This window comes from Pseudomonas cistanchae (assembly GCF_054483635.1).
Genome location: NZ_JBTLWN010000001.1, coordinates 527,181 through 550,876, shown reverse-complemented (window position 1 = coordinate 550,876; position 23,696 = coordinate 527,181). Strand labels below are relative to the sequence as shown.

Annotated in this window: 28 protein-coding genes; 4 read left to right on the top strand and 24 right to left on the bottom strand. The window is 61.4% G+C overall.

The window, feature by feature from the left end:
- Nucleotides 1-422: 422 nt before the first annotated feature.
- From ACX0MV_RS02550 to ACX0MV_RS02470, 17 genes are all read right to left on the bottom strand, one after another.
- The gene (locus ACX0MV_RS02550; protein ID WP_458980925.1) at nucleotides 423-3,899 is read right to left on the bottom strand and encodes a DUF6701 domain-containing protein; all 3,477 of its coding nucleotides are present in this window, start codon (nucleotides 3,897-3,899) and stop codon (nucleotides 423-425) included.
- Nucleotides 3,900-3,989: 90 nt separating this feature from the next.
- On the bottom strand, nucleotides 3,990-4,418 hold the full coding sequence (locus tag ACX0MV_RS02545) for a hypothetical protein (RefSeq protein WP_458980924.1): 429 nt from the start codon (nucleotides 4,416-4,418) through the stop codon (nucleotides 3,990-3,992).
- Nucleotides 4,408-5,298: a PulJ/GspJ family protein gene (locus ACX0MV_RS02540; protein ID WP_458980923.1), complete on the bottom strand. Its 891-nt coding sequence runs from the start codon at nucleotides 5,296-5,298 to the stop codon at nucleotides 4,408-4,410. The genes ACX0MV_RS02545 and ACX0MV_RS02540 overlap by 11 nt, the downstream gene beginning before the upstream one ends.
- Entirely contained in the window at nucleotides 5,289-5,789 is a 501-nt protein-coding gene (locus ACX0MV_RS02535; RefSeq protein ID WP_458980922.1) for a type IV pilus modification PilV family protein, read from the bottom strand. The genes ACX0MV_RS02540 and ACX0MV_RS02535 overlap by 10 nt, the downstream gene beginning before the upstream one ends.
- Nucleotides 5,786-6,277 (bottom strand): prepilin-type N-terminal cleavage/methylation domain-containing protein, encoded by a 492-nt coding sequence (locus ACX0MV_RS02530; protein ID WP_458980921.1) that lies wholly within the window; start codon nucleotides 6,275-6,277, stop codon nucleotides 5,786-5,788. Before ACX0MV_RS02530 ends, ACX0MV_RS02535 begins: the two co-directional genes overlap by 4 nt.
- The gene (locus tag ACX0MV_RS02525; RefSeq protein WP_458980920.1) at nucleotides 6,237-6,701 is read right to left on the bottom strand and encodes a prepilin-type N-terminal cleavage/methylation domain-containing protein; all 465 of its coding nucleotides are present in this window, start codon (nucleotides 6,699-6,701) and stop codon (nucleotides 6,237-6,239) included. Before ACX0MV_RS02525 ends, ACX0MV_RS02530 begins: the two co-directional genes overlap by 41 nt.
- 20 nt (nucleotides 6,702-6,721) lie before the next feature.
- Complete coding sequence (locus ACX0MV_RS02520) at nucleotides 6,722-7,210, bottom strand: prepilin-type N-terminal cleavage/methylation domain-containing protein (RefSeq protein WP_458980919.1); 489 nt, start codon at nucleotides 7,208-7,210, stop codon at nucleotides 6,722-6,724.
- Nucleotides 7,211-7,219: 9 nt separating this feature from the next.
- Complete coding sequence (locus tag ACX0MV_RS02515) at nucleotides 7,220-7,675, bottom strand: hypothetical protein (RefSeq protein WP_458980918.1); 456 nt, start codon at nucleotides 7,673-7,675, stop codon at nucleotides 7,220-7,222.
- 68 nt (nucleotides 7,676-7,743) lie between these two features.
- Nucleotides 7,744-8,979 carry a type II secretion system F family protein gene (locus ACX0MV_RS02510; RefSeq protein ID WP_458980917.1) on the bottom strand — a complete coding sequence of 412 codons (1,236 nt, stop codon included), beginning with the start codon at nucleotides 8,977-8,979 and terminating at the stop codon, nucleotides 7,744-7,746.
- 141 nt (nucleotides 8,980-9,120) lie between these two features.
- Nucleotides 9,121-10,845, bottom strand: a complete 1,725-nt coding sequence (locus tag ACX0MV_RS02505; protein ID WP_458980916.1) for a GspE/PulE family protein — start codon at nucleotides 10,843-10,845, stop codon at nucleotides 9,121-9,123.
- On the bottom strand, nucleotides 10,845-12,206 hold the full coding sequence (locus ACX0MV_RS02500; protein WP_458980915.1) for a tetratricopeptide repeat protein: 1,362 nt from the start codon (nucleotides 12,204-12,206) through the stop codon (nucleotides 10,845-10,847). Before ACX0MV_RS02500 ends, ACX0MV_RS02505 begins: the two co-directional genes overlap by 1 nt.
- Nucleotides 12,203-13,135: an ExeA family protein gene (locus tag ACX0MV_RS02495; protein WP_458980914.1), complete on the bottom strand. Its 933-nt coding sequence runs from the start codon at nucleotides 13,133-13,135 to the stop codon at nucleotides 12,203-12,205. The genes ACX0MV_RS02500 and ACX0MV_RS02495 overlap by 4 nt, the downstream gene beginning before the upstream one ends.
- A gap of 3 nt (nucleotides 13,136-13,138) precedes the next feature.
- Nucleotides 13,139-14,734 carry a secretin N-terminal domain-containing protein gene (locus ACX0MV_RS02490; protein ID WP_458980913.1) on the bottom strand — a complete coding sequence of 532 codons (1,596 nt, stop codon included), beginning with the start codon at nucleotides 14,732-14,734 and terminating at the stop codon, nucleotides 13,139-13,141.
- Nucleotides 14,735-14,742: 8 nt separating this feature from the next.
- On the bottom strand, nucleotides 14,743-15,060 hold the full coding sequence (locus ACX0MV_RS02485) for a Type II secretory pathway component (protein ID WP_458980912.1): 318 nt from the start codon (nucleotides 15,058-15,060) through the stop codon (nucleotides 14,743-14,745).
- A complete protein-coding gene (locus ACX0MV_RS02480; protein ID WP_458980911.1) occupies nucleotides 15,053-15,679 on the bottom strand; it encodes a type II secretion system protein GspM in 627 nt (208 codons plus the stop codon). Before ACX0MV_RS02480 ends, ACX0MV_RS02485 begins: the two co-directional genes overlap by 8 nt.
- A 39-nt stretch (nucleotides 15,680-15,718) precedes the next feature.
- Nucleotides 15,719-16,327: a PilN domain-containing protein gene (locus tag ACX0MV_RS02475; protein ID WP_458980910.1), complete on the bottom strand. Its 609-nt coding sequence runs from the start codon at nucleotides 16,325-16,327 to the stop codon at nucleotides 15,719-15,721.
- Nucleotides 16,327-17,241, bottom strand: a complete 915-nt coding sequence (locus tag ACX0MV_RS02470) for an MSHA biogenesis protein MshI (RefSeq protein ID WP_458980909.1) — start codon at nucleotides 17,239-17,241, stop codon at nucleotides 16,327-16,329. The genes ACX0MV_RS02475 and ACX0MV_RS02470 overlap by 1 nt, the downstream gene beginning before the upstream one ends.
- A gap of 106 nt (nucleotides 17,242-17,347) precedes the next feature.
- Here ACX0MV_RS02470 and trmL point away from each other — a divergent pair, with 106 nt between their 5' ends.
- On the top strand, nucleotides 17,348-17,809 hold the full coding sequence (trmL, locus tag ACX0MV_RS02465) for a tRNA (uridine(34)/cytosine(34)/5-carboxymethylaminomethyluridine(34)-2'-O)-methyltransferase TrmL (RefSeq protein WP_458980908.1): 462 nt from the start codon (nucleotides 17,348-17,350) through the stop codon (nucleotides 17,807-17,809).
- A gap of 71 nt (nucleotides 17,810-17,880) precedes the next feature.
- Here trmL and secB read toward each other — a convergent pair whose 3' ends face one another.
- From secB to ACX0MV_RS02450, 3 genes are read right to left on the bottom strand one after another with little or no spacing between them, the layout of a single operon-like run.
- Nucleotides 17,881-18,366, bottom strand: coding sequence for a protein-export chaperone SecB (secB, locus tag ACX0MV_RS02460; RefSeq protein WP_458980907.1), 486 nt, complete (start codon nucleotides 18,364-18,366; stop codon nucleotides 17,881-17,883).
- Between the two features lie 38 nt (nucleotides 18,367-18,404).
- Nucleotides 18,405-18,659: a glutaredoxin 3 gene (gene grxC, locus ACX0MV_RS02455; protein WP_458980906.1), complete on the bottom strand. Its 255-nt coding sequence runs from the start codon at nucleotides 18,657-18,659 to the stop codon at nucleotides 18,405-18,407.
- 1 nt (nucleotide 18,660) lies between these two features.
- Nucleotides 18,661-19,074, bottom strand: a complete 414-nt coding sequence (locus tag ACX0MV_RS02450) for a rhodanese-like domain-containing protein (protein WP_458980905.1) — start codon at nucleotides 19,072-19,074, stop codon at nucleotides 18,661-18,663.
- A 79-nt stretch (nucleotides 19,075-19,153) separates the two neighbouring features.
- Between ACX0MV_RS02450 and ACX0MV_RS02445 the strand changes: the two genes are divergently transcribed.
- Nucleotides 19,154-19,333, top strand: coding sequence for a hypothetical protein (locus ACX0MV_RS02445; RefSeq protein ID WP_458980904.1), 180 nt, complete (start codon nucleotides 19,154-19,156; stop codon nucleotides 19,331-19,333).
- On the opposite strand, the gene ACX0MV_RS02440 is transcribed toward ACX0MV_RS02445, so the two are convergent.
- Nucleotides 19,330-19,557 (bottom strand): hypothetical protein, encoded by a 228-nt coding sequence (locus ACX0MV_RS02440; protein WP_458980903.1) that lies wholly within the window; start codon nucleotides 19,555-19,557, stop codon nucleotides 19,330-19,332. The two genes, ACX0MV_RS02445 and ACX0MV_RS02440, sit on opposite strands and share 4 nt — an antisense overlap.
- Nucleotides 19,558-19,682: 125 nt before the next feature.
- Between ACX0MV_RS02440 and ACX0MV_RS02435 the strand changes: the two genes are divergently transcribed.
- On the top strand, nucleotides 19,683-20,165 hold the full coding sequence (locus ACX0MV_RS02435; RefSeq protein ID WP_458980902.1) for a GreA/GreB family elongation factor: 483 nt from the start codon (nucleotides 19,683-19,685) through the stop codon (nucleotides 20,163-20,165).
- Between the two features lie 10 nt (nucleotides 20,166-20,175).
- Here ACX0MV_RS02435 and ACX0MV_RS02430 read toward each other — a convergent pair whose 3' ends face one another.
- Genes ACX0MV_RS02430 through ACX0MV_RS02420 form a run of 3 tightly spaced genes read right to left on the bottom strand, consistent with a single transcriptional unit; the run spans nucleotide 20,176 to nucleotide 22,326 of the window.
- Nucleotides 20,176-20,682 carry a YgjP-like metallopeptidase domain-containing protein gene (locus ACX0MV_RS02430; RefSeq protein ID WP_458980901.1) on the bottom strand — a complete coding sequence of 169 codons (507 nt, stop codon included), beginning with the start codon at nucleotides 20,680-20,682 and terminating at the stop codon, nucleotides 20,176-20,178.
- Between the two features lie 48 nt (nucleotides 20,683-20,730).
- Nucleotides 20,731-21,834, bottom strand: coding sequence for a PQQ-dependent sugar dehydrogenase (locus tag ACX0MV_RS02425; protein ID WP_458980900.1), 1,104 nt, complete (start codon nucleotides 21,832-21,834; stop codon nucleotides 20,731-20,733).
- A gap of 36 nt (nucleotides 21,835-21,870) precedes the next feature.
- On the bottom strand, nucleotides 21,871-22,326 hold the full coding sequence (locus ACX0MV_RS02420) for a hypothetical protein (RefSeq protein ID WP_458980899.1): 456 nt from the start codon (nucleotides 22,324-22,326) through the stop codon (nucleotides 21,871-21,873).
- A 664-nt stretch (nucleotides 22,327-22,990) separates the two neighbouring features.
- On the opposite strand from ACX0MV_RS02420, the gene ACX0MV_RS02415 reads away from it, so the two are divergent.
- Nucleotides 22,991-23,665, top strand: a complete 675-nt coding sequence (locus tag ACX0MV_RS02415; RefSeq protein ID WP_458980898.1) for a polysaccharide lyase family 7 protein — start codon at nucleotides 22,991-22,993, stop codon at nucleotides 23,663-23,665.
- Nucleotides 23,666-23,696 lie beyond the last annotated feature (31 nt).

Genomic DNA, 23,696 nt, shown 5'->3' with positions numbered 1-23,696 from the left:
CGCACCAAAACCCATACCAATACCAACGCTCATACCGCTGCCTGCGCGCACGGCCCAGACGCGCCGCGCGCACCTACCTTTGCGGCACCGTTACGCAACGTCATCTTTATTCAGATGCAATTGCGAAATCCAAAATAAAGGAAACGGCGTTGGGTCATAAAACTGGCACATCTGATGCTTAGTATCAGGTAACTCCAGTTTTGGGGACCTTGGTACAGGCAGGCCGGGGATTCCCCTCTTTTACACCCAACGAAAAAGGCCACCTTCGCAGGTGGCCTTTTTCGTTTTCAGCGCAGTATTACCGGGGCCTGCAGGCTGCAAGCCGTTTTTTCAAGCGGAGCGCCATGCGCCTGAAGCGCGCTGTCACTGTCGGTTCGGCCTCGGGCGTTTCTGGTGCGCTGTGCCCCATACCGATCCATATTTCAGCGATACAGCTCGCGGCGGAAGATTAGCGGCGTGGCGCCGCGGTAAATGCCGAAAGTGGCGAGGCCGCTGGCCATCTCGCGGCCAGTGCCGTTCCAGTCGTAGTAAAGCCAGGTAGGCGGCAGCACAGGTGAAAAGCTGGCCCGTACCGATCCATCGTTGCCTGTGCCCGGCGCGGTCAGCCCAATAAAGCCAACACCCGCAGTTGGGCCATTAAGGTTCGCCGTGGTTTCGCCGGACGCGAGATTGCCACTGAAGCCCGTTAGTGATGGCGCAGCCAAGAAGGTCGCGGTGCAATTGTCCAGACCTTCCCGCGCAAAACCGTTGCTCACTCCGGACGCTTGCCAACTCTCGATAGTCAGCGGGAGGCTCAAGGCCTGTAGCTCTGAGCCATGAGCATTGCCAATACGTAAACGACCCAGACGCACCTCGCTACCGGGGCTATCGATAAAGTCATAGCTGAAGTCGCTGCAAGCCGTGCCCTGGCACGTACCATCCTTGTCTGTAAGAGCAGTGGAAGAGAACGTGTGCCGTACCTTCGCCATAAACGGTAAGTCTGCTGCCGAAGCAGCATTTGTGGGGACACCGTATACCAACTGCTGCCCGCTCCAGCGATACGTGCGGGCGCCGTCACCATTGTTCTCCCCCAGAGATGCAACGCTCGCTGTGCCCGATGTGGTTAGACGCGTGTCCACCGCCGTGCCAGTAATCGACGAGTAAACACCGACGGTAGGAGTGTCTAATCGCCAGAAATCACCTCGATCGTAGTTCCGCGTAACCGCTCCTTGGCGGTTAAAACCTGTGACGGTTAGCGTCGGCTGATGTGGCGTCGCGAAGCTCATCGGTTGCCCCTGGTAGCTGAAAGCGCTGCCGCAACTCGGCGTTAAACTCCCGCTACCAGCTGCGCCAAGATAAGCAGGAGCGATGCGCCCGATAAAAGCACTGTTACCGCCGTCGACAATCTCCGTGCCCAGATAGCGACCCAGCGCGGTCGTTGGCGGTGTGGCAGTAAGACGGAATACGCCCACTTCCGACAACGACAGGTTCACTGTGGTCTGCGCGCCGAGCACATGGTTGTAGCTTAAGGGGCTCGCCGCGCCGGGAACGCCATCCTGCGGCTCAATCAAAGCCGAAGCCAGACCGATACCGGCCATCTCAAATTTTGGCGTAACAATATTAACGGCGCATAGCTCAGCGGCAGTTAGCGGCTCGCCATCGCGCTGCCAGCCCACAGCGCTGATGCGCAGAGGGAAATTATCACCGGCCCTTGCGAAAATACTGCAGTTGCCATTGACACCCGCCTGGGTACAGGTCGACCCAGTCTGTAGGCAGAGCCCGTATGGACGGCTCTTGAATTCCCCCGACCCGGTCATGCCCAGGCCGATATCATTATTAACTGCGGTGCCTGCATAGCTGGCATTAAGCCTCACCGACCCGGCATCGTCGTAGCGCACCGTCAGAGGAGCAGACCCATTTTCATCAAAGGTCAGAGTGAGGCTGGCCGTCGCGCTATGGCTGACAGGAATTCCATTGACCACCACGGGCTGATTAACGGTAACCCCAGCCGCGGCGCTGGCGGCCAGGGTTGGGCTGATATAGCTGGTGGTAAACCCAACGTTACGATCGCCAACAAAACCCGGCACGCAGGCCTGGGTGCTGTCATCTTTTTTAACCGCGCGCAACGTTGCTGCCACCGGTTTGGCTGCCAGCGTATTGGGTACATCAAAGACAAAACCGCTGTCGACAAAATTGATGTCGCAACTGGTCGAGCCCTCGCCGGTCCGACAGCGAAAAGCGCCGACGGTCTGCGGACTTGTATTGGCCACGCTCAGCGCCACCGCACCAGCGGTACGTCTATTGAATGCCAGGGATCCCGTACCGCCAGTGAACGATGTCGTACCCACTGCGACGCCGCCGACCTGCAGGGTGGTGCTGACGCTCCCCGTGTACACATTGGTGCATAAGCTATCTGCGCAGGCCTGCAGCGAAACGCTTTCAGGACTGCAGGTCAGGCCTTCGCCGTCATGCAGGATGCGGATATGGTTGAAGACCTGACACGGATGGGTTGCCTGCATATCCAACCCTACATCCGCATTGCTGATTTCATAGTTATAAACCCGCACGCTGTCGAACGTTCCCTCTGCGGAGTTCAAGGTGCCGCTCTGGCCTGAGACATTACTGCGGTTGTCGCCGATGAACAGCGTGCCCAGGCTGCTTGCGAGGCTGCCATTCGTCGTTGTTTGGGTAACGACCGAGAGCGTGCCGTCGACATAGATGCGAAGTACGGTCTGGTTGGTACCTGCTGCGAAGCGCCACGTCACAGCGATGTGCTTCCACGTATTGGCGCTGACATTCTGCGCTGCGGTTTCGGCAATGGCATTGGCGCCTGCGCTGTCACTCATTACAAAACGCAGGGCGCGAGTCTGTCGCTTGACTAGGAAAAACCAGCGATTGTTCTGGGTGCTGGCGTCCAGCAACTGATGATCCCGGGTGTTCCAAGCATTATCGGCGCGGTACCAGAAGCTGATAGCGCCGCTGTTACCGATAGTGGCATCTACGTCCAGATTGGTATTAATTGCACTGATGCTGTTGCTGGTGTTGCGCGGAATACGCACCCCACGACAGGTGTAGCCGTCAGCCTCGGATGCCGCACTGCCCACAGCCTGGCCGTAGTAATCGTTGCCAGACCAGTCGATCACCTCGTTAACGGTACCGTTGAGCACGCGCTCCTCAAATCGGTACTCGGCCAACCGGTTAGGTTCGCCAGATGGTCTGAACCAACGAATAGCGGTGCCAGCGTAGCTGTAACTGGTGTCGAAGGAATACTGCGTGTAATCGCTGTCATTGACCTCGGTACCAATGGTTGCGCTGACGCCGCTGGCGTTGCCCGTACCGTATTGATAAACAAACTCCCCCTGCTCGTAGAGGATCACCTGGAAGCTGTACGAGCCGCCAAAATTGTAATGCGGTACGGCTTCCCAAGAGACCACCAACCGACGATTCGGAGCCGTGCCCTTGGTTTGATAGCGCACCGTGCCGCCTAGACGCGGGTTGATATCATCCCAATACACAAGCATCAGCCGGTCCGCAGCAGACCCGGATGTGCAGCCCGTACAGCTGGGCGGCGCCGTATCTACCGGTAAATCCGTATTGGTGAACTGGCGATGGAACTGGGTATCGGCGCCAAACTGGAGGGCACCGTTGGCATGTATTCGAACCTGGGTGTAGTTCGCCCCGGCGAAATTGAAAGTAAACCCGATATTGATGAGCTGCTTGTCGTCGTCACGCGGATACGCAGTCTGCGTCTGGTCCCAGACCACATCGGTATTGGCCGATTCCCAGGCGTAGCTGGTGGACTGAAATGCATAAGTAGCCGCAAAGACACTCGGCGCTATGAGCAGGCAAACCAATAGCAACATCATCGTGCGGGCGCAGTTGATAAACCTGCGATATCGTCTGCCACCGTTGAGGCCCATTCTCACCACCCCCATCCCAATACGAAAAACCGCGGACTTATCACAGGTGCTGCCTCAACATTAATACCGGGCGGATACTCGACGCTCCGACTAGGGTAAGCGTTCCACCACGGCGGACAACCGCCGGAAAGCATAATCCGGACGAGAGCCTGGCGTACCGTTTTGCGCCTCGGCCGTAATACGCAGGATCGCCACCGGGCTACCGTTGTTATCAACATAGCTGGTACTGCCACAGCTGACCGTTACGCTGAACTCACTGAGTGCGCTGCCGGCGAGGCTGGGTGACTGCGCGGCAACACAGCTGTTATTTCTTATAGCCTGAACAACCCCCCACTCCAGCCCAGCCTGCGACGCCTGATAGGCGCGGGCCTGCTGGATGGCCAGGCTGTTGCTGCCATGTTGGGCAGTGGACAGGCGCGTCATGGCGATGATCACCAGGCTGATCACGATCATCACGAACATCGCCGCGACCAGCCCGAAGCCACGAGCGTGGGCAGGCAAGTGTTTATCAGGGCGCATTGTCGACGTGCACCTGGCGGAGAAGTTGAAGGTTTTCACCCGCTTGAGTAATGCTCAGGCTTAAGGTCAATAATCCCGCGCGCTGGGTAGTGCCCGCCTGATAGAGAAAACGGGTCTGCCCGCAGGCCACGCTGGTCGCCACGGGCTGAGGGTTGGAGCCAGCGGGGGGCGAGCCGGGAATAGCGTTCAGCAGAGCGTTATAGCTGTAGCGCACCAGCTGCCCACCCTGGCAGCGGTAGCCCACCACGGTTTCGGCCAGGTAAAGGCGGCGTTGTGGCGAGGCGAAGGCGAAGCGAAAGCCGCCCGCCGGCAGGTTGCCCAAACCAATAAGGCTTTCGCCAGCGGGCGCGCCCGCGATGAGGCTGAACGTGGTTCCCGTAGGCGTCACGACCCCCGGGTTGGCGAAACCCCAGACATTGCTGCCCGGAGCCGGATTGCCGCCCGACTCCGCGCCCACGTTGTAGAGCACCATCCAGCGAGCGCCGGCCGGGTTGAAGCCACCATCCAGCACCTGCACGCTATCGCAGCGGCCACCGACCGTCGTGCTGGCGCAGCTGCCGGCAGCGTCGCTGGAAAAGCGCAGGCCATCGATGCCGACACGGTTGGGCCGATAACGAGCAGCGCTGTGAATCAACAACAATTCCAGCGCCTGGCCATCGGCCGACACGCGCAATGAATTGGGTATCGCTAAGCGGACATCGCGGGTCATGCGGTTCAGCGCGCCGGCGGCCTGATCGACCAGCACGGCGCGGCGACTCTGATCGACAAAGCCATCCAGCGGTCGCGACAAGGCACTGCTGATCATCACCGCCACCACGCCAGCCAAGGCGATGACCATGACCAGTTCGACCAGGGTAAAGCCGCGTGCTGTCACGGGCATTGATTCACCCCGGCGCTGTTCGACTCGCCGTAACAGGTGCGAAAACCGGTGAGCAGCAACTGCTGGTTGCCGGGATCGGTCACGGTTATATCCACCCGCATGGCCGGCACGCCGTTCCAGTTGGCCAACTGCTGAACAGCAACCTGCACGCGGTAATTGGTCAACTCAGGTACACCTGCGCCGCTGGAGTTGCGTGCCCCTGCATCATTGAGCCCGCGATAGTCACAGACATCGTTGAACTGGGCGCGGTTGCCGGGCACGGCCTGGCATGCCGCCAGGGTTGCGGGGTCCAGGTAGGGTTGCAGCAGGATCTCTTCAAGGTAGGCTTCGGCAATTGACAGGCTCTGCTGACGCAGAAGCGGGTCGGCCGAGCGCCCGGTAATACTCGCCATGGCGCTATAGAGCGCAGCCGAAGCGATGCCGAGAACGACAATGGTGATCACCAGCTCGACCAGGGTCATGCCCGACTGTCTTCCGGCGAGAACCCTCATTGCACCATTCCGGTTTCAGCCGTCACGCTTATGTTGAACGTACCAATGGTGGCACTCGCAGCGCCGTCCAACGGACGGCCCTGGGAATCGAATACCACGGGGAAATTGGTAGCCGTAACCGCTACGCCATTAGGTACTTGAAGGTTGGCATACGGGCTAGTGCCGTCCGGCCCGACGACTTCTCGGTTATAGGCGCCGCTATTGCAGTTTGCCGCCTGGCGCAGGTGGTAACCCCCTGCGCCAAGACTGACCTGGGTCAGGCAACCGCTGGCAACCGCCAGCTTCTGCCCATAACGCACGGCCGCCAGGCTTTCTTCATAGAACATGCGTTCGTCGAAGACTTGCCTGTCGAAAAAACGCGGCCCTATCACAGCGGCGAGGGTGCCTATGATGACCATCACCATAATAAGCTCGACCAGAGTGAAGCCTTGCCGCCTAAGCTTCAACTCAGCAGCCCGCAGTTCCTGCGTCCGTATCAACGATTGCACCAACCGTGGCAGGCGCCGCTGCGCCAGTTGCCTCGGTATAGGTGAACGAGCAGGTCCCCAATGTAACGGTCATGGTGGTGGCGGTCGGGAAAGCAATCGTATAGTCATTCGCTGAAAGCTGCGCGGCAGCCTGAATGCCAGTAGCGCTAGCTTCTGGAGAGCCAAAAACGACGCTGATGTTTACGCCGTCCATAGCGACGTTAGCTGGTGTCGCAGCAGTTCCCTGAATATTCCTTGCCAAAGCTGCAGAGCGCACTATACCTACAGCACTACGGGTTGCCCCCAACGCGCCATCGATAGACGCCCGACGAGCTTCACCGCCCAAATCCGCAAACCTTGGCAACGCGAACGCCGCCAAAATTCCCAGAATCACGATCACCATAATCAGCTCGATCAGGGTGAAACCACGTTGTTGTCTGCTCATATTCGTACCCCTTATTGATATTAGCGAACGAAGGTTGTCGCTACGTCGCCATCTGCTGAGTTATAGACAATGAAGTCGTTGCCATCATCTTTCTGGTACGTATAAGTGCAGCTCGTACCGGCCGAAGTGGCTACATAATCGATACCGTCCGCCGCAGCTGCTGCAACGGACGGAGCGGAGCCTTGCAGTACGGCGTCCCAGAGCTCCAGGCAATCCAACGCGCCGTTTATCCCTAGTGGCCACCCAGCAGCATTGACGTCGACCTGCCCGGCGCCAAAACCAACCACGTTGGTATTAGGGGTTGCCACTCCACGCCCCTTGTTTACCTCCCATTGCGCACGTACCAGCAGTACCGCCGAAGCCAGAGCGCCACCCGCCCCGTTTACTGCCGACTCATGGGCATCTTTGCTTACATTGATAAACCGCGGCAGCGCCACGGCGGCGAGGATGCCGAGCACAACGATCACCACCACCAGTTCAATCAGGGTAAAACCTTTGCTGTTCTTCATGCTGTTTCCTCAATTGCCTAACCAACCCTGCGCGGCCAGTTCCACGTCAGGTACCGCTTCCAGTTCGAGTGCAGAGACGGCCTGCAGCAAGTGTGAACCAGTTGGCAATTTGTCGCTAATCGCCACCAGCCGATACGCCTGCGTTTCACCCTGCCCCATCAGCCATCCGTCGGCAAATTGCGTCCTGTAGACCACCCACGCTTTTGCAGGTAGCCAGTGCCAGCAGCCCCGCTGCGGTTCGTTGCCTGCGGCCAGTTCGCCGCAGTAGTTGTCCTGCTGCCAACGCAGTAGGACGAACGGATTGGTTTTCGCCCAGTCGCTATCCAGCGCCTGGTTCTTCGCCACACTTTCAGCGACCAGGCTATTCAGGCTGGTCGCCAGGTATTCACGCGTCGCCTGCATTGCGCGGGCCTCGCTGACCTGGGCAATTTTCCAGGCCATTGCCAGCACGATCAGCAACGCCATCACACTACTCAGGGCCCAGCCCCAGCGTCGCGTTAGGCGAACCTGATCATCGACGCCATAGTCTGGGCTCATCCCCCACCTTTCGCCGCCGAGGACAGCTCCCACATCGGTAGAAACACGCCGAGAGCCAGAATCAGCACCAGAACGCCCATGGCGACGATCAGGATCGGCTCTATCGCATCGGCCAATTGCTTGAGGTCGTAATCCACTTCCTGTTCGTAGAAATCCGCCACCTCGATAAACAGGTCGTCGAGCGCGCCGGTCTCCTCACCCACCGCCACCATCTGCAGCACCAGCGGGGTGAACAGGCCGCTGGCCGACGCGGTGCTGGTCAGCGCTTCACCGCGCTCCACGCCTTCGCGCATGCCGAGAATCGCGCGGCCGATGTAGCGATTGCCAACGGTGGCGCTGTTGATCGAAAGGGTTTGCAGCAGCGGTACGCCGGCGCGGTACATCATCGCGAAGGTGCGGGTGAAACGGGCCAGCGCGATGCGCTCGAATACCCCGCCCACGATCGGCAGGCGCAGTTTGATCTGGTCCCACTTGAGCTCGCCCGCTTCGGTCTGCTTCCAGCGTAGAAAGCCGTAAATCGAGCCGACCAGAAGGATCAGCATCAGCCACCAGTAATTCTGAAAAAACTCCGAGGTGCCGATCAGGATGCGCGTGGGCAATGGCAACTCGGCACGAAACTGCTCGAACACCTTGGCGAACGCCGGGATCACGAACATGTTGATCACCACCAACGCCACCGCCATGGCCGACATCACGAACAGCGGATAGCGAGTCGCCTGTTTGATCCGCTTGCGCGTCTCGCGCTCCATCTCCAGGTAGCCGGACAACTGCTTGAATGCCTGGTCGAGCTGGCCGGTGTTTTCGCCGACGCTGATCATGCTGATAAACAAGGTGTTGAACACCTTGGGGTGGGCGTTGAGCGAGACCGCCATGCTCATGCCGCCTTCGAGGTCCGAGCGCACCTCTTGCAGCACTTCGCGGAAAAACTGATTGCGATGGGATTCGGCCAGGCCGCCGATAGCGCGGATGATCGGCACGCCGGCCTTGCTCAGGCTGTACATCTGCCGGCAGAAGATGATCAGCTCGTCGAGCTCCACCTTCTTCTTGCGCAGCATTTCCTTGAAGCTGGCGAGCACATCCTCGCTGCTTTGCTGGGCCAGCTCCTCGATCTGGATCGGGGTGATCTTTTCCGCCAGCAACTCGCTGGCCAGGTTGTCAGCCGAGGCGCTTTCGCGGCTACCGGTGATCTTGCCGCCCTGGGCATCGCGCGCGGTGTAGCGGAACTGGCTCATGGCAATAACGCCCTCACAGCAAGGCCGGCGATCTTGTAGGGTGGATCGGGGCGCGTAGCTGACACCTCATCCATCCACCGACTGCCCTGGTGGATGAAAAAAGCGTCATCCACCCTACACAGCTCCTGTAGCCCGGATACATCAGGCAACCACCTCGTCGGTGAGCGTCGCGCAGACCTTCAGCACTTCCTCGACGCTGGTGACGCCGGCCAGGGCATAGTCCAGCGCGCAGGCGGCCAGCGGCCGGTAGTGGGCACTGACCTGCGCCGCCTCGGCAAATGCCTGGGGATCGTTGCGGCGCAGCGCAGCGACCATGTTCTCGTCCATTTCCAGCAGTTCGTACACCCCCACGCGCCCGGCATATCCCGTGTTGTGGCAGCGATGGCAGCCGCGCCCGCGCTTGAAGGTGCGCTCGATCAGTGGCTTGCCATGCAGCGCCTCCAGCCACGCCAGTTGGCGCGGATCGGCGGCGTGGTCTTCCATGCAGTTTTCGCAGACCCGGCGCACCAGGCGCTGGGCCAATACCGCGTTCAAGGCGGTGGCCACCAGAAACGGTTCTGCCCCCATGTCGACCAGGCGCATGGCGGATGTCAACGCATCGTTGGTGTGCAGGGTGGACAGCACCAGGTGACCGGTCAGCGCCGCACGCAGGCCGATTTCCGCGGTTTCCTGATCGCGCATCTCGCCGATCAGCACGATGTCCGGGTCCTGACGCAGGGCGGCGCGCAGCACGCGGGCAAAACTCAGGTCGATCTTGGCGTTGACCTGCACCTGGTTGACCCGCGACAGGCGATATTCCACCGGGTCTTCCACGGTGATGATCTTTTTCTCCGGGCTGTTCAGTTCAGACAGCCCGGCATACAGCGTGGTGGTCTTACCCGAGCCGGTCGGGCCGGTCACCAGCACCAGGCCGAACGGGCGCTGCAGCAGGCGACGGAAGCGCACCAGCATGTCCGGCGGCATGCCGCTGCCGTCGAGGCTGGAAACACCGCCAGTCTGGTCGAGCAGACGCATCACCACCGACTCGCCGAACTGCACCGGCATGGTCGAGACCCGGACATCAATGGCACGCCCCTTGACCCGGATATTGAAGCGCCCGTCCTGGGGCAGGCGTTTTTCGGAAATATCCAGGCCGGACATGATCTTCAGGCGCATCACCAGGGCCGAGGCGACCCGCGCCTCCTTCATCACCTGTTCGTTGAGCACGCCGTCGATGCGCTGACGGATGCGCACCACGCCTTCGTCGGGCTCGATATGGATGTCCGAGGCCTTCATCTGCACCGCATCTTCGAACAATGTCTGCAGCAGGCGCACCACCGGTGCTTCGGTATTGTTGTCGGCACCCAGCTTGGACAGGTCGAAGTCACTGTCCTTGAGCTCGCCTTCAAGCTCGCCGGCAATCGAGGCGATCTGGCTGGTGCGCCGGTATACGGTGTCCAGCGTCGCCAGCAATTCCGCTTCGCGGACCACCGCCGGGTGCACGCGGGCCTTGAGGATGCGCTCCATCTCATCGAGGGCGAACAGGTCAAGCGGATCGGACATGCCGACCCGCAGGCCGCCGTCTTCGCGTGACAGCACGATCACCCGGAAGCGCCGCGCCACCGCCTCAGGCAGGGTTTGCACGAGGGCGTTGTCGAACTTGAAATGCTTGAGGTCGATAAAGGGGATTTTCAGCTGTTCGGACAGCGCCGTGAGCAGCCGCACCTCATCGACGAAGCCCAGGTCGACCACCGTGCGGCCAAGCTTGGAGCCGCTGCGTTTCTGTTCCTGCAACGCCTGCTGCAGTTGCAGGTCACTGAGCAGCCCCGCCTGGATCAGCAGGTCGCCCAGGCGCAGTTTGTTCTGCCGTACGTCACCTTCGGCCATCAACGTTCTCCCAGCGCAGTTGCGCGTTCGCTGGCGAAGCGCCTGGCGCTGTCGTCCAGCCCCGACCCTTGCAGGGCCAGGCGGTAATGACGACCAGCGGCGGCCGGCTGATCCAGTTGCTCCAGGGCGATCGCCAGGCCCAGTTGCCAGGTCGACTGCGCCGGGCGCAACTCGATCAGGCGCTGGTAAAGCGCTGCGCTTTCACGCCACTGTTCGGTCTGCTGATAGCTGGCCGCCAGCAGCGCGTGGTAGGTCGGCTCCCGGGTCACCGGTGGCGCGTTGCGTTCCAGGGTCGCGACAGCGGTGCGGGTATCCCCGGCGAGCAATTGCGCGCGGGCCAGCAGCAAACGCAGCTCGCTGTCATGGGGCACGCGCTCGAGTTGCGCCGGCAACCAGGCGAGCAGGCGCGCCTGATCGCCGCTGGCTAGGTAGGCACGCGCCAGCCAGCGCAGGACTTCCGGGTCCTGCGCGCGGGTGGTCTGCAATGCTTCCAGCTGGCGAATCGCGCTCGGGTAATCGCCCTCCTGCATGGCCTGACGCGCCAGAGTCATGGCATCGGGTTGGTAGGGCGCGATCTTCACCTGGGCCGGTCCCGGCACACGCGCGGGAGCTTTAGCAGGCGCAGGCGGCTCAGGAGAAGCCGGCGCTGCTGCGGGTTCTGCCGGCGCCACCGGGGCGCTGACCCAAGCCGGCATGCTGGCTTCGCTGTCCACGCTGGCCGCCGGCAATTGCTCCAACGGCAGGGGCTGGTCAAGCTCCGTCGCAGTCGGGCTTATCGGCACTTCGATCCAGAGCAGCCAGCGATCACCCGCAGGCTCAAGCCGGTCGCGCACCTCGAGGCTGTCGCCGAGGCCGACCAGTAATACCTGAACGTCATCGCCACGCCCCTCGACTCGCCAGGAGAAACTGCTGCCTTCGCGCCGCACATGGCCGCGCTGCGCTTCGCCGGCCATCTGTACGCCGGTCAGACGCAAACTCACCGCGCCGCTTTCTTCGGTGCGCTGATAGGCCACCGAGCGGTCGAGCAGCAGCTGCAGGATCAGGCCGCGGTCATCGTGTTGCGGTAACACGTCGAGCAGCTGCGCCGGCGCTTGCATAACCGGCAGCTGCACGGGTTGATCGACAGCGGCGGCTGGCTCGGGCGACATCATCTGCACCACGCGGCCAATCATCACCCCAATCAGCACTGCGATCAGAATCACGGCCATGAACCAGATCGAGCCACGGCGAATCCGCTCGATGCGTTCACGACGCGCCGCCGCGGCTTCATCGACGGCGTACAAGCCGTCCAGTTGCAGGCGCTCGGTCGGCGCGGCGCGGCGCTGCTCGAGGTCACGCAGCATGTCGTTGACCAGGCTCATGGCAGCATCTCCCGCCATTCCAGCAGCCAGGGCCAGACACCGAGCAGCAGAAGCAGCGACACGCTGCCCGCCAGCAGGCCCCAGCCCAGCCGTCGCCACAATGGCGAGCTGCGCTGCAGAAACGGCTCGGCACCTTCGGTGTCCAGTTGCGCACGGCGCACATGGCTGGCCGTAACCTGCCGGCGCCCTTCGCCGTATGCCGCCATCAGCGCCTTGTGTGCGAGCACGTTGAGCAGCCGCGGTATGCCGCCACTGCCGCGTACCAGCCGGCGCACCGCCGAGGCGGCGAATAGCGGCTCGCCTCGATAGCCGGCCACCGCCAGACGCTCTTGCACGTAGCGCGTGGTGTCTTTGAAATCCAGTGGGCGCAGGCGGTAGGAAAAGGTGATGCGCTGGCGCAACTGGCGAAACTCGTTGCGTGCCAGGGTCTGGTCCAGTTCCGGCTGGCCGAACAACACGACCTGCAGCAATTTGGCCTGCTGGGTTTCCAGGTTGGTCAGCAGGCGCAGCGCTTCCAGGGTTTCGTGCGGCAGGGCCTGGGCCTCGTCGATCAGCACCACTGTGCTCTTGCCTGCGCCGGCCAGCTCGATCAGGCGTCGGTGCAGCGCTTCCAGCACGTTGGCTGCATCCAGGTCCTTGACGTGCAGCTCACGCGCCAGCGCCTGGCGCAAGCCAGCCGGGTTCAGACCAGGATTGGGCAAATAGGCGACCTGGTAACGCTCCCCTTCCAGCTCATGCAACAGGGTGCGGCACAGCAGCGTCTTGCCGGTGCCTACTTCGCCGGTGATCTTGATGAACCCTTCGCCTTCGCCCAGGGCCACGCGCAGCATGTTCAGACACGCCTGGTAGGGAGCCAACTGCACCAGAAAACCAGTGTTCGGCGTCAACGCGAAGGGCTTTTCACTGAGCCCGAAGAAGGCTTCATACATCGCTTATCTCAGCTCCGAAAAGGTTTCGGCGCTCTTGCGCAGTTCGTCCAGCCAGACTTCATCGCTGACCACCTGAGGGCGCACCAGAATCACCAGTTCGCTTTTGCGCAGGGCCTTGCGCTGCTGTTTGAACAGGTTGCCCACCAGCGGCAGGCTGCCCGCCCAGGGAATTTCCGCGTCGGTGTTTTCGTTGCTGTTCTGCAGCAGGCCGCCGATCACCACGACCTGGCCGCTGCGGGCGCGCACGATGGAGTCGGACTGCCGGGTGGTGGACAGCGCCAGCGGCAGGTTGAAGACGTTGTCTTCACCGAGGGTGATCACCTTGTTCTGGTCGCGCACCCGGCTGACGGTTGGGCGGATATGCAGGGTGACGTTGTCGCTCTGGTCGATCTGCGGCGTCACGTCCAGCGAGATGCCGGAGAAAAACGGCGTCAGGGTAATGTCCTGGGTCGGCTCGGTAATGCCAGCGGCCGTGGTAGTGGAGTTGCTCGACGACACTTCGGTGACGAAGAACTCGTCCGTGCCGACCTTGATTACCGCCTTTTGGTTATTCAGCGTGGATATTCTCGGGCTGGACAGCACCCGCACCTCGCCCTGGGTTTCCAGCAACTGGATCAACCCGGTGAAATCGCCCAGGGTGAGCACGCCGCTGAACACCCCACCGATACCCGTCGGCCCACTGAGTGCATCACCGTCCAAACCAGTGCTGACATCGCCACCGATCTGATCCCAGCTGATGCCCGCCTGGAAGCCGTCGGACAGTTCCACTTCGAGAATCTTGGTTTCCAGGATCACCTGGCGCTGCAGGTTGCGCTGGGCCTGCTGGAGAAAGCGCGACACGTTTTCCTGATCGGCACTGTTGGCGCGCACCACCAGCATGCTCGCCTGCGGGTTGACCACAACGCTGTTGCCCTCCTCGCTGCCGACGATCATGGTCACCACCTGCTGCACTTCACGCCAGAAGTCGACGTCGCTGGTGGTAATCACCTGACTGGCATTGACGGTACTGACCGAGCTGTCGTTGCCCGAGCTGCCGTTATCGCCGTTGTTACTGCCGCTGTCGCTGTCGGAATTGCTTTCGACCTGCCCCGAGCTGACCCGGGTGTCGGTCTGACCAAGGCGCTGCAGGTTCAGGTAATTGAGGTCGTAGCTGCGGGTGATCGCCCGGTTGGGCAGAATCTGATAACCGTAGGTGGTGCGGCGGTAGTCATAGCCGTAGCTGTCGCGCACCGCGGCCAGCACCTCATCCAGGGTGACCCGGCGCAGGCTGAACGTGATAGTGCCGTCGACCTCGGGATGCACCACCAGGTTCTGTCCGGCGCCGTCCATCAGGCTGAGGAAGAATTCCTGAGCCGGCATGTCGATCGCCGCCACATCGAAGCGCGGGCCGCCGCTCGGGGTCATCGTGCTCATGGGCGGGATCAGCGCGGCCTGCACCGATAGCGGCGGCAACACCTTGGTTTGCGCCTGCTGCAGGCTCTCATCGAGCAGCTTGCCGCTCTGCTCGTACAGTTGCTTGTCACCATCGGTGAAGGTCTGGCAGGCACTCAGTAGGCTGACCAGCCCCAGCAGGCCGAGGCGCGGTAGAAGGTTCGGCATCATGGGCATCATCGGCTCGGTTGCATAACGGGTTCAGCCAGGCGCAACAGCTCACGCTGGCCCTGGCGCTCAATCAATACGGCATGGGGGTAGATCGCCACTATGCGAGCGCCGGCATGCACATCGCCGACACTCAGGCGCTCGCCGCCAATGGTCGCGCGGTTGCCGCTGGCACTGCGCAGGATCGCTTGCAGGACCAACGGCGCCTCGCTCTCGCCACTGGCATCAGGGGCTGGCAACAGATTTGCCGGCGGCAGCGTCGGGTCGACGCCCTGGGCGTGAGCCAAGCCGCAAAACAACAGGCTGAACAAAAGCACTTTAAACACCGACCCACCCCGCCTGACGACTCAAGGTATACAGCTGCAGGCTGATCTTCGCCCGCGCAGGCCCGGCTTCGCCGACCTGGTAATCGAGGCTGTCCCAATTCAGCGTCCACTCGGTGCCCTGAATGGCCTGCAGGTAGGTCAGCAGATCGAAATAGCCGCCTTCGAGCTGCAGACGCACGCCGTGGCGATACAGGGTCACCGGCGCGACCGCTGGCGTTTCGTCCGCGGCGGTAGACGCACTGGGCACACCGCGTAATTCAACGGGCTCGCTGTAGCTGTTCAAGCCGATCAGCCGCAGGCTCGGCTGCGCGCGCAACAGGTCTTCCAGCACGGCGCGCATTTTTTCGGGGGTTACCAGTGCCGCGGTGTTCTCGTCGATCTGCCGAATCAGTTCTTCGCGATTGGTCGCAGCGGCCAGCAGGGCACTGCGGTATTGCTGATTCGGGTCGGCCGCGAGCTGGGCCTGCAAGGCGGCGATGGCGCTTTCAGCCTCAAGCCGCCGCGCCTCGGCAAGCTGGAAACTGGCTTGCTGCTTGGCCAGCCGAGCGGCCAGCGGATCACCGACGAGCAGCAGATAAAGCACCCCAGCAACACCAGGGCGATCACATAACCCATCCATTGCTCACGGGGCGCCATGCCCTGCCAGCGCAACAGCCACTTATTCATCGGCGCTTTCCTCGTCCTTGACGCGGGAGGACAGGTCGAACCGCAGCAACTGATCGTCGCCCCGTTCAACATCGAAACGGGCGAACTCGCGCCCCTGGAATACCGGACTCCCGCTAAGGAGTTGCAGGTATTGCGGGAGCAATTCCTGGTTCTGGCTGCGGCCCTGCAAGCGCATCTCGGTGCCGCCGGCGCCGAGGGTGATCGCCGTCAACCAGAGCCCGCTCGGCGGGTGATGGTCGGCCAATGCCTGCAGCGGCGCGACGAAACCGACGTTGCGCTGACTGGCGAGCAGTTGCAGGTAGCCCATCATGCGTTGCAGCTGCTGGTTCTCGGCTTCGCGGGCGGACAACTCAGCAGGCAGATCGGTATCCAGCTGCGGCTCGACGAAACTGGCCTTGGCCGCCTGCAGCAGCGCTTCCTGTTGCTGCGCATTGGCTTCCGTCTGCGCCAGCAGCGCAGCGCCTTGGCGCAACTGCCATGCCTGCCAGCCGGCATGCAGCGCGCAGACCAGCAGCAGCGCCACCAGCCCCAGGAGCATGTGCGAGCGCTGCGGGCCGCTGCTACGGGTGCGTTCGAGTTGATAGAGGTTGAGGTTCTGCATCAGCGCGACTCCTCGCGCAGCGCAGCACCAACGGCGGCGATGCAGTAGGCCTGCTGGGGCTCGTCCAGGTCGGCGGCGGGCTGATCGACAAAGAGCTCGCGCAGATCCAGCGCCTGCAGCTTGACGGCCAATCCGCTGCCCAGCGCCTGCAACGCAGTGGCGCCATCGCGCTTCATCGGCAGCAACAGCAATCGATTGATATAGCCCTTGCCCAACTGGCTTTCGAAGTAATCGAGGGAGCGCTGAATTTCCAGGGTGACGGTGGAGAACTCCTGACCGGCCTGCTCCAGGCCATGCTCAATGCGACGCGCCATGTAAAGGTCCGCGCCGTGCTGCACGCAGATCAGCCCCTCGCTGGAACGCAGCCGCAGCACCGCCACGTTCATGCCCTCGGCGCCGGCCAGCAGACCGAGGTTGCGAAAGGCCATTTCGGTGACGTCGATGCTGGACAGCACGAGCCCTGCCTGACGCATCAGTTCGTCCCAGCGCAGCATATTGGCTTTGCCGAGCACCGCGCAGTACGCCATGCGCGAACGGCCGCGATAGGCATCGGTGGGCAGGGCGAACGCATCGACGACGACTTGATCCAGCGGCTCGCTGATCAGTTCCTTGATGCGCCAACGCATCGCGTCGCGCAGCTCTTCGGCGGGAATATCGGGGCTGTCGAGCAACAGCATTTGATAGGTGGCCGGGTGCAATACCAGATTGACCGGCAGGCCTGCGAGTCCCAAGTCTGCAACCAGAGCTTTCAGAGCAGCGGCCTGCTGGTCGGGAGCGGCCGCGCGGAACTCACAATCGAGCAATTGCGCAGCCTCACCAGGCGTCCGGATCACGCGTGCCAGGGCAATGCCTTCCGGCCCGATCTCGATACCTAACTGACCTTCGTTTCTTATTTTTTTTCGAGTGAACCACACCAAGTCGTGCTCCCCGTCTTCACCGCATCACCCTTGTCGCCTTAGGGCGAACGACAACGGCATCACACTGTAAACTCTAGCCTGGCCCTCTCCATGAGCATGATCAATGTTCCATGTCGTTTTGTTTCAGCCCGAGATTCCCCCGAATACCGGCAATATCATCCGCCTTTGTGCCAACACCGGCTGCCAGTTACACCTGATCGAGCCGTTGGGTTTCGAGCTGGACGATAAACGCTTGCGCCGTGCCGGGCTGGATTACCACGAATACGCGACATTAAAACGCCATCAAAGTTTAGCGGACTGTATCACGGACACCGCTACTGACAGGATATTGGCATTTACTACAAAAGCCAGTAATAGCTATGCGCAAACGACGTACCGCCGTGGCGACCTGTTGCTGTTCGGGCCCGAAAGTCGTGGCCTGCCGGCCGATCTGCTTGCACAAATTCCGGACGAACAGCGCCTGCGCATGCCCATGCGGCCGGAGAGCCGCAGCCTGAACCTGTCGAACGCCGTTGCGGTGGTGGTATTCGAAGCGTGGCGCCAACACGCTTTTGCCATGGAATAAACCCTTTACGGCTGTGCCACCAACCATAAAAAAAGCGCCCCGCAGCGCGCTTTTTCATGCAGCGGCCACCCTTACTGAACGGGCGTCGCTTCGGCGGATTGCTGAATGCGCTGCAGCTCCTGCGCATACAGCGCATCGAAGTTTACCGGCGCCAGCATCAATGCCGGGAACGAGCCACGGACGACCAGGCTGTCCAGCGTTTCGCGGGCATAGGGGAAGAGGATGTTCGGGCAGAACGCGCCCAGGGTGTGGCTCATCGACGCGGCATCCAGACCCTTGATCAGGAAGATACCGGCCTGCTGAACTTCGGCGATAAAGGCAGTTTCTTCACCGGTCTTGACGGTAACCGAGAGAGTCAGCACCACTTCATGAAAGTCGCCATCCAGGCTTTTCTGCCGAGTGTTGAGGTCCATCGCCACGCTAGGCGCCCACTCCTGACGGAAGATCTCAGGGCTCTTCGGCGCTTCGAAAGACAGGTCACGCACGTAGATGCGCTGCAGGGAAAACTGTGGGTTCTGTTCGCCCTGAGCGGCGCCGTTGCTAGCTTGTTCAGTCATGGCAAAGCCTTCTTATTTAATGACACAGAGGGTATGGATTAAGCCTTCAGCAGCGCGTCAAGCTTGCCGGCGCGCTCCAGGGCATAAAGGTCGTCGCAACCACCGACGTGGGTGTCGCCGATCCAGATTTGCGGCACCGAGGTGCGCTGTGCTTTGCGGGTCATCTCGGCACGTACCGCGGGCTTGCCGTCGACGTTGATTTCTTCGAACGCCACGCCCTTGTTGGCCAGCAACTGCTTGGCGCGAATGCAGTAAGGGCACCAGTCGCTGGAGTAGATGACGACGCTCTGCATGCTATTTCACCACAGGCAGATTATCGCCACGCCAGCTGGCGATTCCGCCGGACAGCTTGGCGGCGTTATAGCCGGCCTTTTTCAGATCGCGGCTGACGGCACCAGCGTGCTGGCCCATGGCGTCGACCACGATGATGGTCTTGCCTTTGTGCTTGTCCAGCTCTGCCATGCGCGCGGTGATTTTTTCGTAGGGGATGTGCAGGGCGCCAACGATATGGCCGGCGGAGAAATCCTTCTGCCCGCGGATGTCCAGCACTACGCCCTGGTCGCTGTTGATCAGCGCGGTCAGCTCGCGGCTGCTCAGGCTCTGACCGCCTTTGCGCAATTCAGTGAATGCGAGCAGCGCGAGCAGCAGGACGAATATCCCGCTCAAAACAAAATGGGTAGTGGCGAATTCGATCAGATTGGCAAGCATTACGTGATTCCGGGACTGATAAGTCGACTAGGTGCGGTCGCGCGATGGAGCGCGATGGTGCAAGCAGCTTTCGCTCACCTTGCACGCGACCTTCCTGAAAACCGTGCGCGACTTCAACCACTCGGGCTCAAGCCTGCTGATGCCGATCAACCTGACCGACAACGCACGAAAAGTTGCGCGCGACTTTACCACTATCGGCCCGGATGGGGCAGGTTTGTATGGCTCGCCTCAAGCGCAGCGGCGCGCCTGCAGCACCTAGATGGTTGCGGAGCGCGCCTGGGCGCGGCGGCGCCGGGTCAGGTCGACCTTCAGGCAAATGACCGTCACCAACAGAAAAGCCGCGCCGAGGTTGCCACGGGTGACGGTAAAGCCGAACAGCTCGCTCAACCAATGCGCAATCGGGCCGGGGAAGTTGGCCAGCATGGCGCCTAGCGGCACCACTACGAACAAGAACAAAAACCCTATCGAACGCAGTAAATCCATCTTCAACTCCTCTGATTGGCCGTCCGGCAGCATGCCCAGTCAAATCGCCCTGGCGACACTAGACATTGGTGCAAAGGTGCAGGCTATCACCGACAATCCGCATTCCCGAACCTCGGCCCTTTCCCGTGAACAAATCCCGTCTTCAGCAACTGGTGCTGGAAAAACTGCACGCCGACCTCGCCCAAGCGGAGCGTGCCGCGCTGACTGCCTACGAGGCGGCGACCCACGAAGAGAATATAGCGGAGAACAAATACGACACCCTTGGCCTGGAGGCTTCCTACCTCGCTGCCGGGCAGGCGCGGCGGGTTGAGGAAATCCAGCAGGCGCTCGCGGCTTGGCAGCAGTTGGTGCTGCGGCCCTTCGATGAGCAGCGCGGCATTCAGCTCACCTCGCTGGTCTGGCTCGCCGACGCGCGCGGCGGCGAACAGTGCCTGTTTCTCGGCCCGGACGGCGCCGGCCTCAAACTGCAGCAGGACGATCAGGACATCATGGTGATCAGCCCGCGCGCGCCGCTGGGCCAGCGTTTGCTGGGCTGCAATGCCGGCGATGAGGTGCAGGTTCAAATCGGCAGCAGCCAGCAGTCATACGAGGTGCTGCGGGTCTGTTGAGCCTCGCTGGCTAGGTCGCGGAGCGCCCCTGCAGCTCGCGCCAGGTCAGGTAAACGCGCAGGTCGAACTCGATCTGGTGATAACCAGGCAGCATGTACTCGCAGAGCTTGTAGAACGCCTTGTTGTGATCGGACTCTTTCAGGTGCGCCAATTCGTGCACCACGATCATCTGCAGAAACTCCGGCGCGGCATCCTTGAACAGGGCCGCAACGCGGATCTCCTTCTTGGCTTTCAGCTTGCCACCCTGTACCCGAGAGATTGCCGTGTGCAGCCCGAGTGCCCGATGGTTCAGGTCGAGGCGGTTGTCGAACAGGACCTTATCGATATTCGCCGCATTCCTCAGGTGCTCCTGCTTGAGCGCCAGGGTGTAGGCATACAGCGCCTTATCGCTCTGCACGTCGTGTTTGCCGGCATAGCGTTGCGCCAGGTAATCGCCGAGGCGGTCCTGGGCGATCAACCGGTGAATCTGCTCTTGCAACGATACAGGGTAGCCCTGCAGGTATTTAAGCGGCGTCATGGCATCGCGGTTAGCGCAGCTGAAGATCGCGCCAGTATGCCGCAGACGTCACGAGCCCGCAGGCAGAACCCGCAGCAAGCGACCTTCAGGGCTGTCGGTGAGCAGATAGAGCGCGCCCTCGGGACCAGCGCGGACATCGCGAATGCGCTCCTCCAGCTCTTCGAACAGCACCTCTTCGCCTGCCAGCATGCCGTCCTTCAGACGGATTCGGCGAACGCTACGTTCCGCCAGGGTGCTGGCAAACAGATCGCCCTGCCACTCCGGAAACAGCGCGCCGCGATACAGTGTCAGACTCGAAGGCGCTACCGAAGGCGACCAGTGCAGCAGCGGTTGTTCGAGCCCAGGCAGCCCGGTGTAGGGCGAAATACGCGCGCCAGTGTAGTCGATGCCGAAGGTGATCAGCGGCCAGCCGTAGTTCTTGCCGGGCTCGATCAGGTTCAGCTCGTCGCCGCCGCGGGGGCCATGTTCGTGGCTATAGAGCCGTCCCGACTGGGCGTCGTGGACGATCCCCTGCACGTTGCGGTGGCCGAGGCTGTAGATTTCCGCCGCGGCACCGGCCTGACCCACCAGCGGATTGTCCGCCGGTACGCTGCCATCACGGTTGAGGCGTACGGTCTTGCCGATGTGATTGCCGAGGTCCTGGGCCTGTTCGCGCAGGTCGAACCCGTCGCCGAGGGTCAGCACCAGGGTGTTGTCCGGCAGAAACGCGATACGCCCGCCGTAATGCGCAGCGCCTGCTTTGGCGGGCTGCGCGCTGAACAGCACCTGCACGTCGCGCAGTTGACCATCGACCAGCCGTCCGCGAGCCAGCCGGGTGTTGTTGGCGTCGGCGCTGCCATAGGCGTAGCTCAGGTAGATGAACTGGTTGCTGGCGAATTCCGGATCGACCGCAACTTCCATCAAACCGGCCTGCGCCGCGATAAAGCCCTCGGGGACCCCATCAACAGGGGCGGGAGCCAGACTGCCGTCCCGTTCGATCAGGCGCAGACGACCCACTCGCTCGGTGACCAACATCTTCCCGCCCGGGAGAAACGCCAGTGACCAGGGATGCTCAAGCCCCTCGGTTACGGTTTCGATACGGTAGTCCAGTGCCTGAACCAGGCTGCTGCACAGCAGGCCGGCGGCGAGCACAACGCGGGAGGGCTTCAACATGACGCCTGCCTTATAACCAGGGATTGAATGATCAGCTTATGACTGCGCCAGGCTGGCGCGACGGCCCAGTACCGCAAACAGCAGCGCGCCGGCACTGCCACTGGCCATCAACGCAAGGGTGCCGGCAACACTGCGATTGGCGCCGATCAGGGTAGGCATGGGCGCCAGGGCGTTGGCCAGCATCAGCGCCAGCAGAATCGCCACCGCCCCAGCCAGCGCAAACATGACCCCACGCGTCCTGGGCAGCGCGCGGCTCGCCAGTGCCGCCACCGGCAACGCCAGGCTGAACCCCAGCAGCACCAGCAGCCCGAAGGTCGGGCTGAAGCCCAGCAGATCCAGGCCGCTGGTATGCAGACGCACGGCTAACGGGATAGGCGCGCCCAGCGCCTCCAGCATTGCCAGGTTGAACTGGGTCTGCAAAACGGTACCCAGTACGGTTGCCAGCAACACGGCCAGCACGAACGACCGCAGGGTGTGCATCTTGCTCGGCATCAGACACCTCCTGACTGACAAGGGCTAAACGGTGGGCGCCAGTATGGCTCAGGCGCTTATGCTGATCGGTGCAGGTGTTTTACCAGGTTTTGCCAAAGGCTAAATAAGCGTGAATAGCTCACTGCGACGGGTTTGTTGACCCTTGCCGAGCGGGCCATCTGCTAATCGAGGGTTAGAGCAGACAAAAAATGCTCAGAAGTCACCTGAGCATTCTTGCAAAAACCGCTAAATCGATAAAATCAGCTCAAAAAAACGGATTTTTTTGCTACCACTCGTCGGATGCCAAACCCGCTAGCTAGAGGCATTTCGACGACTTTTTTCAAAAAACTGACGCCCCGCTCAGGAAAAAATTCCTTATCCATCAAGCCATCGCTTTTGTCCGACAATTTTCAGTTCAGCCCACGCTACTGGCGCCGTGATCTCAAAATCAAAAAACATCATTTTTTTGACGCCAACAAAACGACTTTTGGGTATTAACAACCCTCCAGCCGGGACGTATAAAGCACACCAACGGGACAGCATTAAGCCCCCGCAACTACGGCATAACGCCAAAACTGAAACCTACTTTTAGCTCGTGTGCACAGGCCGGAATGCCGAAGTAACAACTACTGACTCGTGGATGAGATATGCCCCCGACTGGAAGCTCTCGTAGAGAACTTTAGTCATGATCGACCTCGCTACCTGGAACCTCTCCATCCCTGTCGGCATTCCTGCTGCCACCATTGAAACCCCGATGCTGGTAGGCGGCTATCAGGATCATTACTTCAAGACCGCGTCTGGCAACGTGATCTTCTGGGCACCGGTCAACGGCACCACCACCCCAAGCGCCAGCTACCCACGCAGCGAGCTGCGCGAGACGTTCGCAGACGGCAAGCTGCGCAACTGGAAATACGCCAGCGCCGATAACTTCCTGCGCGCAGCGCTGCGGGTAACCCAGGTGCCATCGACCGGCAAGATCGTCATCGGCCAGATCCATGCCCATAAAAGCACCCAGCCGATGCTCAAGCTTGAGTATCAGCTGAAGTCCACCGGCACCGGCAACATCGTCGCCAAAGTACGCCTGACCCCTGCCGGGGCAACCCAGGTCTACACCGTCGCGACCGGTATCGATCTGAACGAGCGCTTCACCTACAACATTCACCTGACGCCAAAGGGCACCCTGGGGGTGAATGTGAACGGAATCAAATGGTCGACTCGCCTGGACTCCACCTGGGCACCGAAAGACCTGTATTTCAAGGCCGGTGTCTACCCACAGGACAACAGTGGCTACGAAACCGAAGCTGGCAGCGCCACCTTCTACAAGCTCGAAGCCGAGCACCGCGCACTGGCCGTTCAGTAAGAAGCAAAAAGCCCGCCTTGTCGGCGGGCTC

What these genes read in the sequence shown, in the direction of transcription:
- ACX0MV_RS02525 (WP_458980920.1), bottom strand. Translation starts at nt 6,701, where the DNA reads ATGAGCAGACAACAACGTGGTTTCACCCTGATCGAGCTGATTATGGTG.
- ACX0MV_RS02420 (WP_458980899.1), bottom strand. Translation starts at nt 22,326, where the DNA reads ATGCCGAGCAAGATGCACACCCTGCGGTCGTTCGTGCTGGCCGTGTTG.
- secB (WP_458980907.1), bottom strand. Translation starts at nt 18,366, where the DNA reads ATGACTGAACAAGCTAGCAACGGCGCCGCTCAGGGCGAACAGAACCCA.
- ACX0MV_RS02550 (WP_458980925.1), bottom strand. Translation starts at nt 3,899, where the DNA reads ATGGGCCTCAACGGTGGCAGACGATATCGCAGGTTTATCAACTGCGCC.
- ACX0MV_RS02540 (WP_458980923.1), bottom strand. Translation starts at nt 5,298, where the DNA reads ATGCCCGTGACAGCACGCGGCTTTACCCTGGTCGAACTGGTCATGGTC.
- ACX0MV_RS02450 (WP_458980905.1), bottom strand. Translation starts at nt 19,074, where the DNA reads ATGCTTGCCAATCTGATCGAATTCGCCACTACCCATTTTGTTTTGAGC.
- ACX0MV_RS02515 (WP_458980918.1), bottom strand. Translation starts at nt 7,675, where the DNA reads ATGGCGTTGCTGATCGTGCTGGCAATGGCCTGGAAAATTGCCCAGGTC.
- ACX0MV_RS02505 (WP_458980916.1), bottom strand. Translation starts at nt 10,845, where the DNA reads ATGGCCGAAGGTGACGTACGGCAGAACAAACTGCGCCTGGGCGACCTG.
- ACX0MV_RS02535 (WP_458980922.1), bottom strand. Translation starts at nt 5,789, where the DNA reads ATGAGGGTTCTCGCCGGAAGACAGTCGGGCATGACCCTGGTCGAGCTG.
- ACX0MV_RS02500 (WP_458980915.1), bottom strand. Translation starts at nt 12,206, where the DNA reads ATGAGCCTGGTCAACGACATGCTGCGTGACCTCGAGCAGCGCCGCGCC.
- ACX0MV_RS02545 (WP_458980924.1), bottom strand. Translation starts at nt 4,418, where the DNA reads ATGCGCCCTGATAAACACTTGCCTGCCCACGCTCGTGGCTTCGGGCTG.
- grxC (WP_458980906.1), bottom strand. Translation starts at nt 18,659, where the DNA reads ATGCAGAGCGTCGTCATCTACTCCAGCGACTGGTGCCCTTACTGCATT.
- ACX0MV_RS02480 (WP_458980911.1), bottom strand. Translation starts at nt 15,679, where the DNA reads ATGGATGGGTTATGTGATCGCCCTGGTGTTGCTGGGGTGCTTTATCTG.
- ACX0MV_RS02490 (WP_458980913.1), bottom strand. Translation starts at nt 14,734, where the DNA reads ATGCCGAACCTTCTACCGCGCCTCGGCCTGCTGGGGCTGGTCAGCCTA.
- ACX0MV_RS02415 (WP_458980898.1), top strand. Translation starts at nt 22,991, where the DNA reads ATGATCGACCTCGCTACCTGGAACCTCTCCATCCCTGTCGGCATTCCT.
- ACX0MV_RS02425 (WP_458980900.1), bottom strand. Translation starts at nt 21,834, where the DNA reads ATGTTGAAGCCCTCCCGCGTTGTGCTCGCCGCCGGCCTGCTGTGCAGC.
- ACX0MV_RS02495 (WP_458980914.1), bottom strand. Translation starts at nt 13,135, where the DNA reads ATGTATGAAGCCTTCTTCGGGCTCAGTGAAAAGCCCTTCGCGTTGACG.
- ACX0MV_RS02430 (WP_458980901.1), bottom strand. Translation starts at nt 20,682, where the DNA reads ATGACGCCGCTTAAATACCTGCAGGGCTACCCTGTATCGTTGCAAGAG.
- ACX0MV_RS02440 (WP_458980903.1), bottom strand. Translation starts at nt 19,557, where the DNA reads ATGGATTTACTGCGTTCGATAGGGTTTTTGTTCTTGTTCGTAGTGGTG.
- ACX0MV_RS02510 (WP_458980917.1), bottom strand. Translation starts at nt 8,979, where the DNA reads ATGAGCCAGTTCCGCTACACCGCGCGCGATGCCCAGGGCGGCAAGATC.
- trmL (WP_458980908.1), top strand. Translation starts at nt 17,348, where the DNA reads ATGTTCCATGTCGTTTTGTTTCAGCCCGAGATTCCCCCGAATACCGGC.
- ACX0MV_RS02520 (WP_458980919.1), bottom strand. Translation starts at nt 7,210, where the DNA reads ATGAAGAACAGCAAAGGTTTTACCCTGATTGAACTGGTGGTGGTGATC.
- ACX0MV_RS02475 (WP_458980910.1), bottom strand. Translation starts at nt 16,327, where the DNA reads ATGCAGAACCTCAACCTCTATCAACTCGAACGCACCCGTAGCAGCGGC.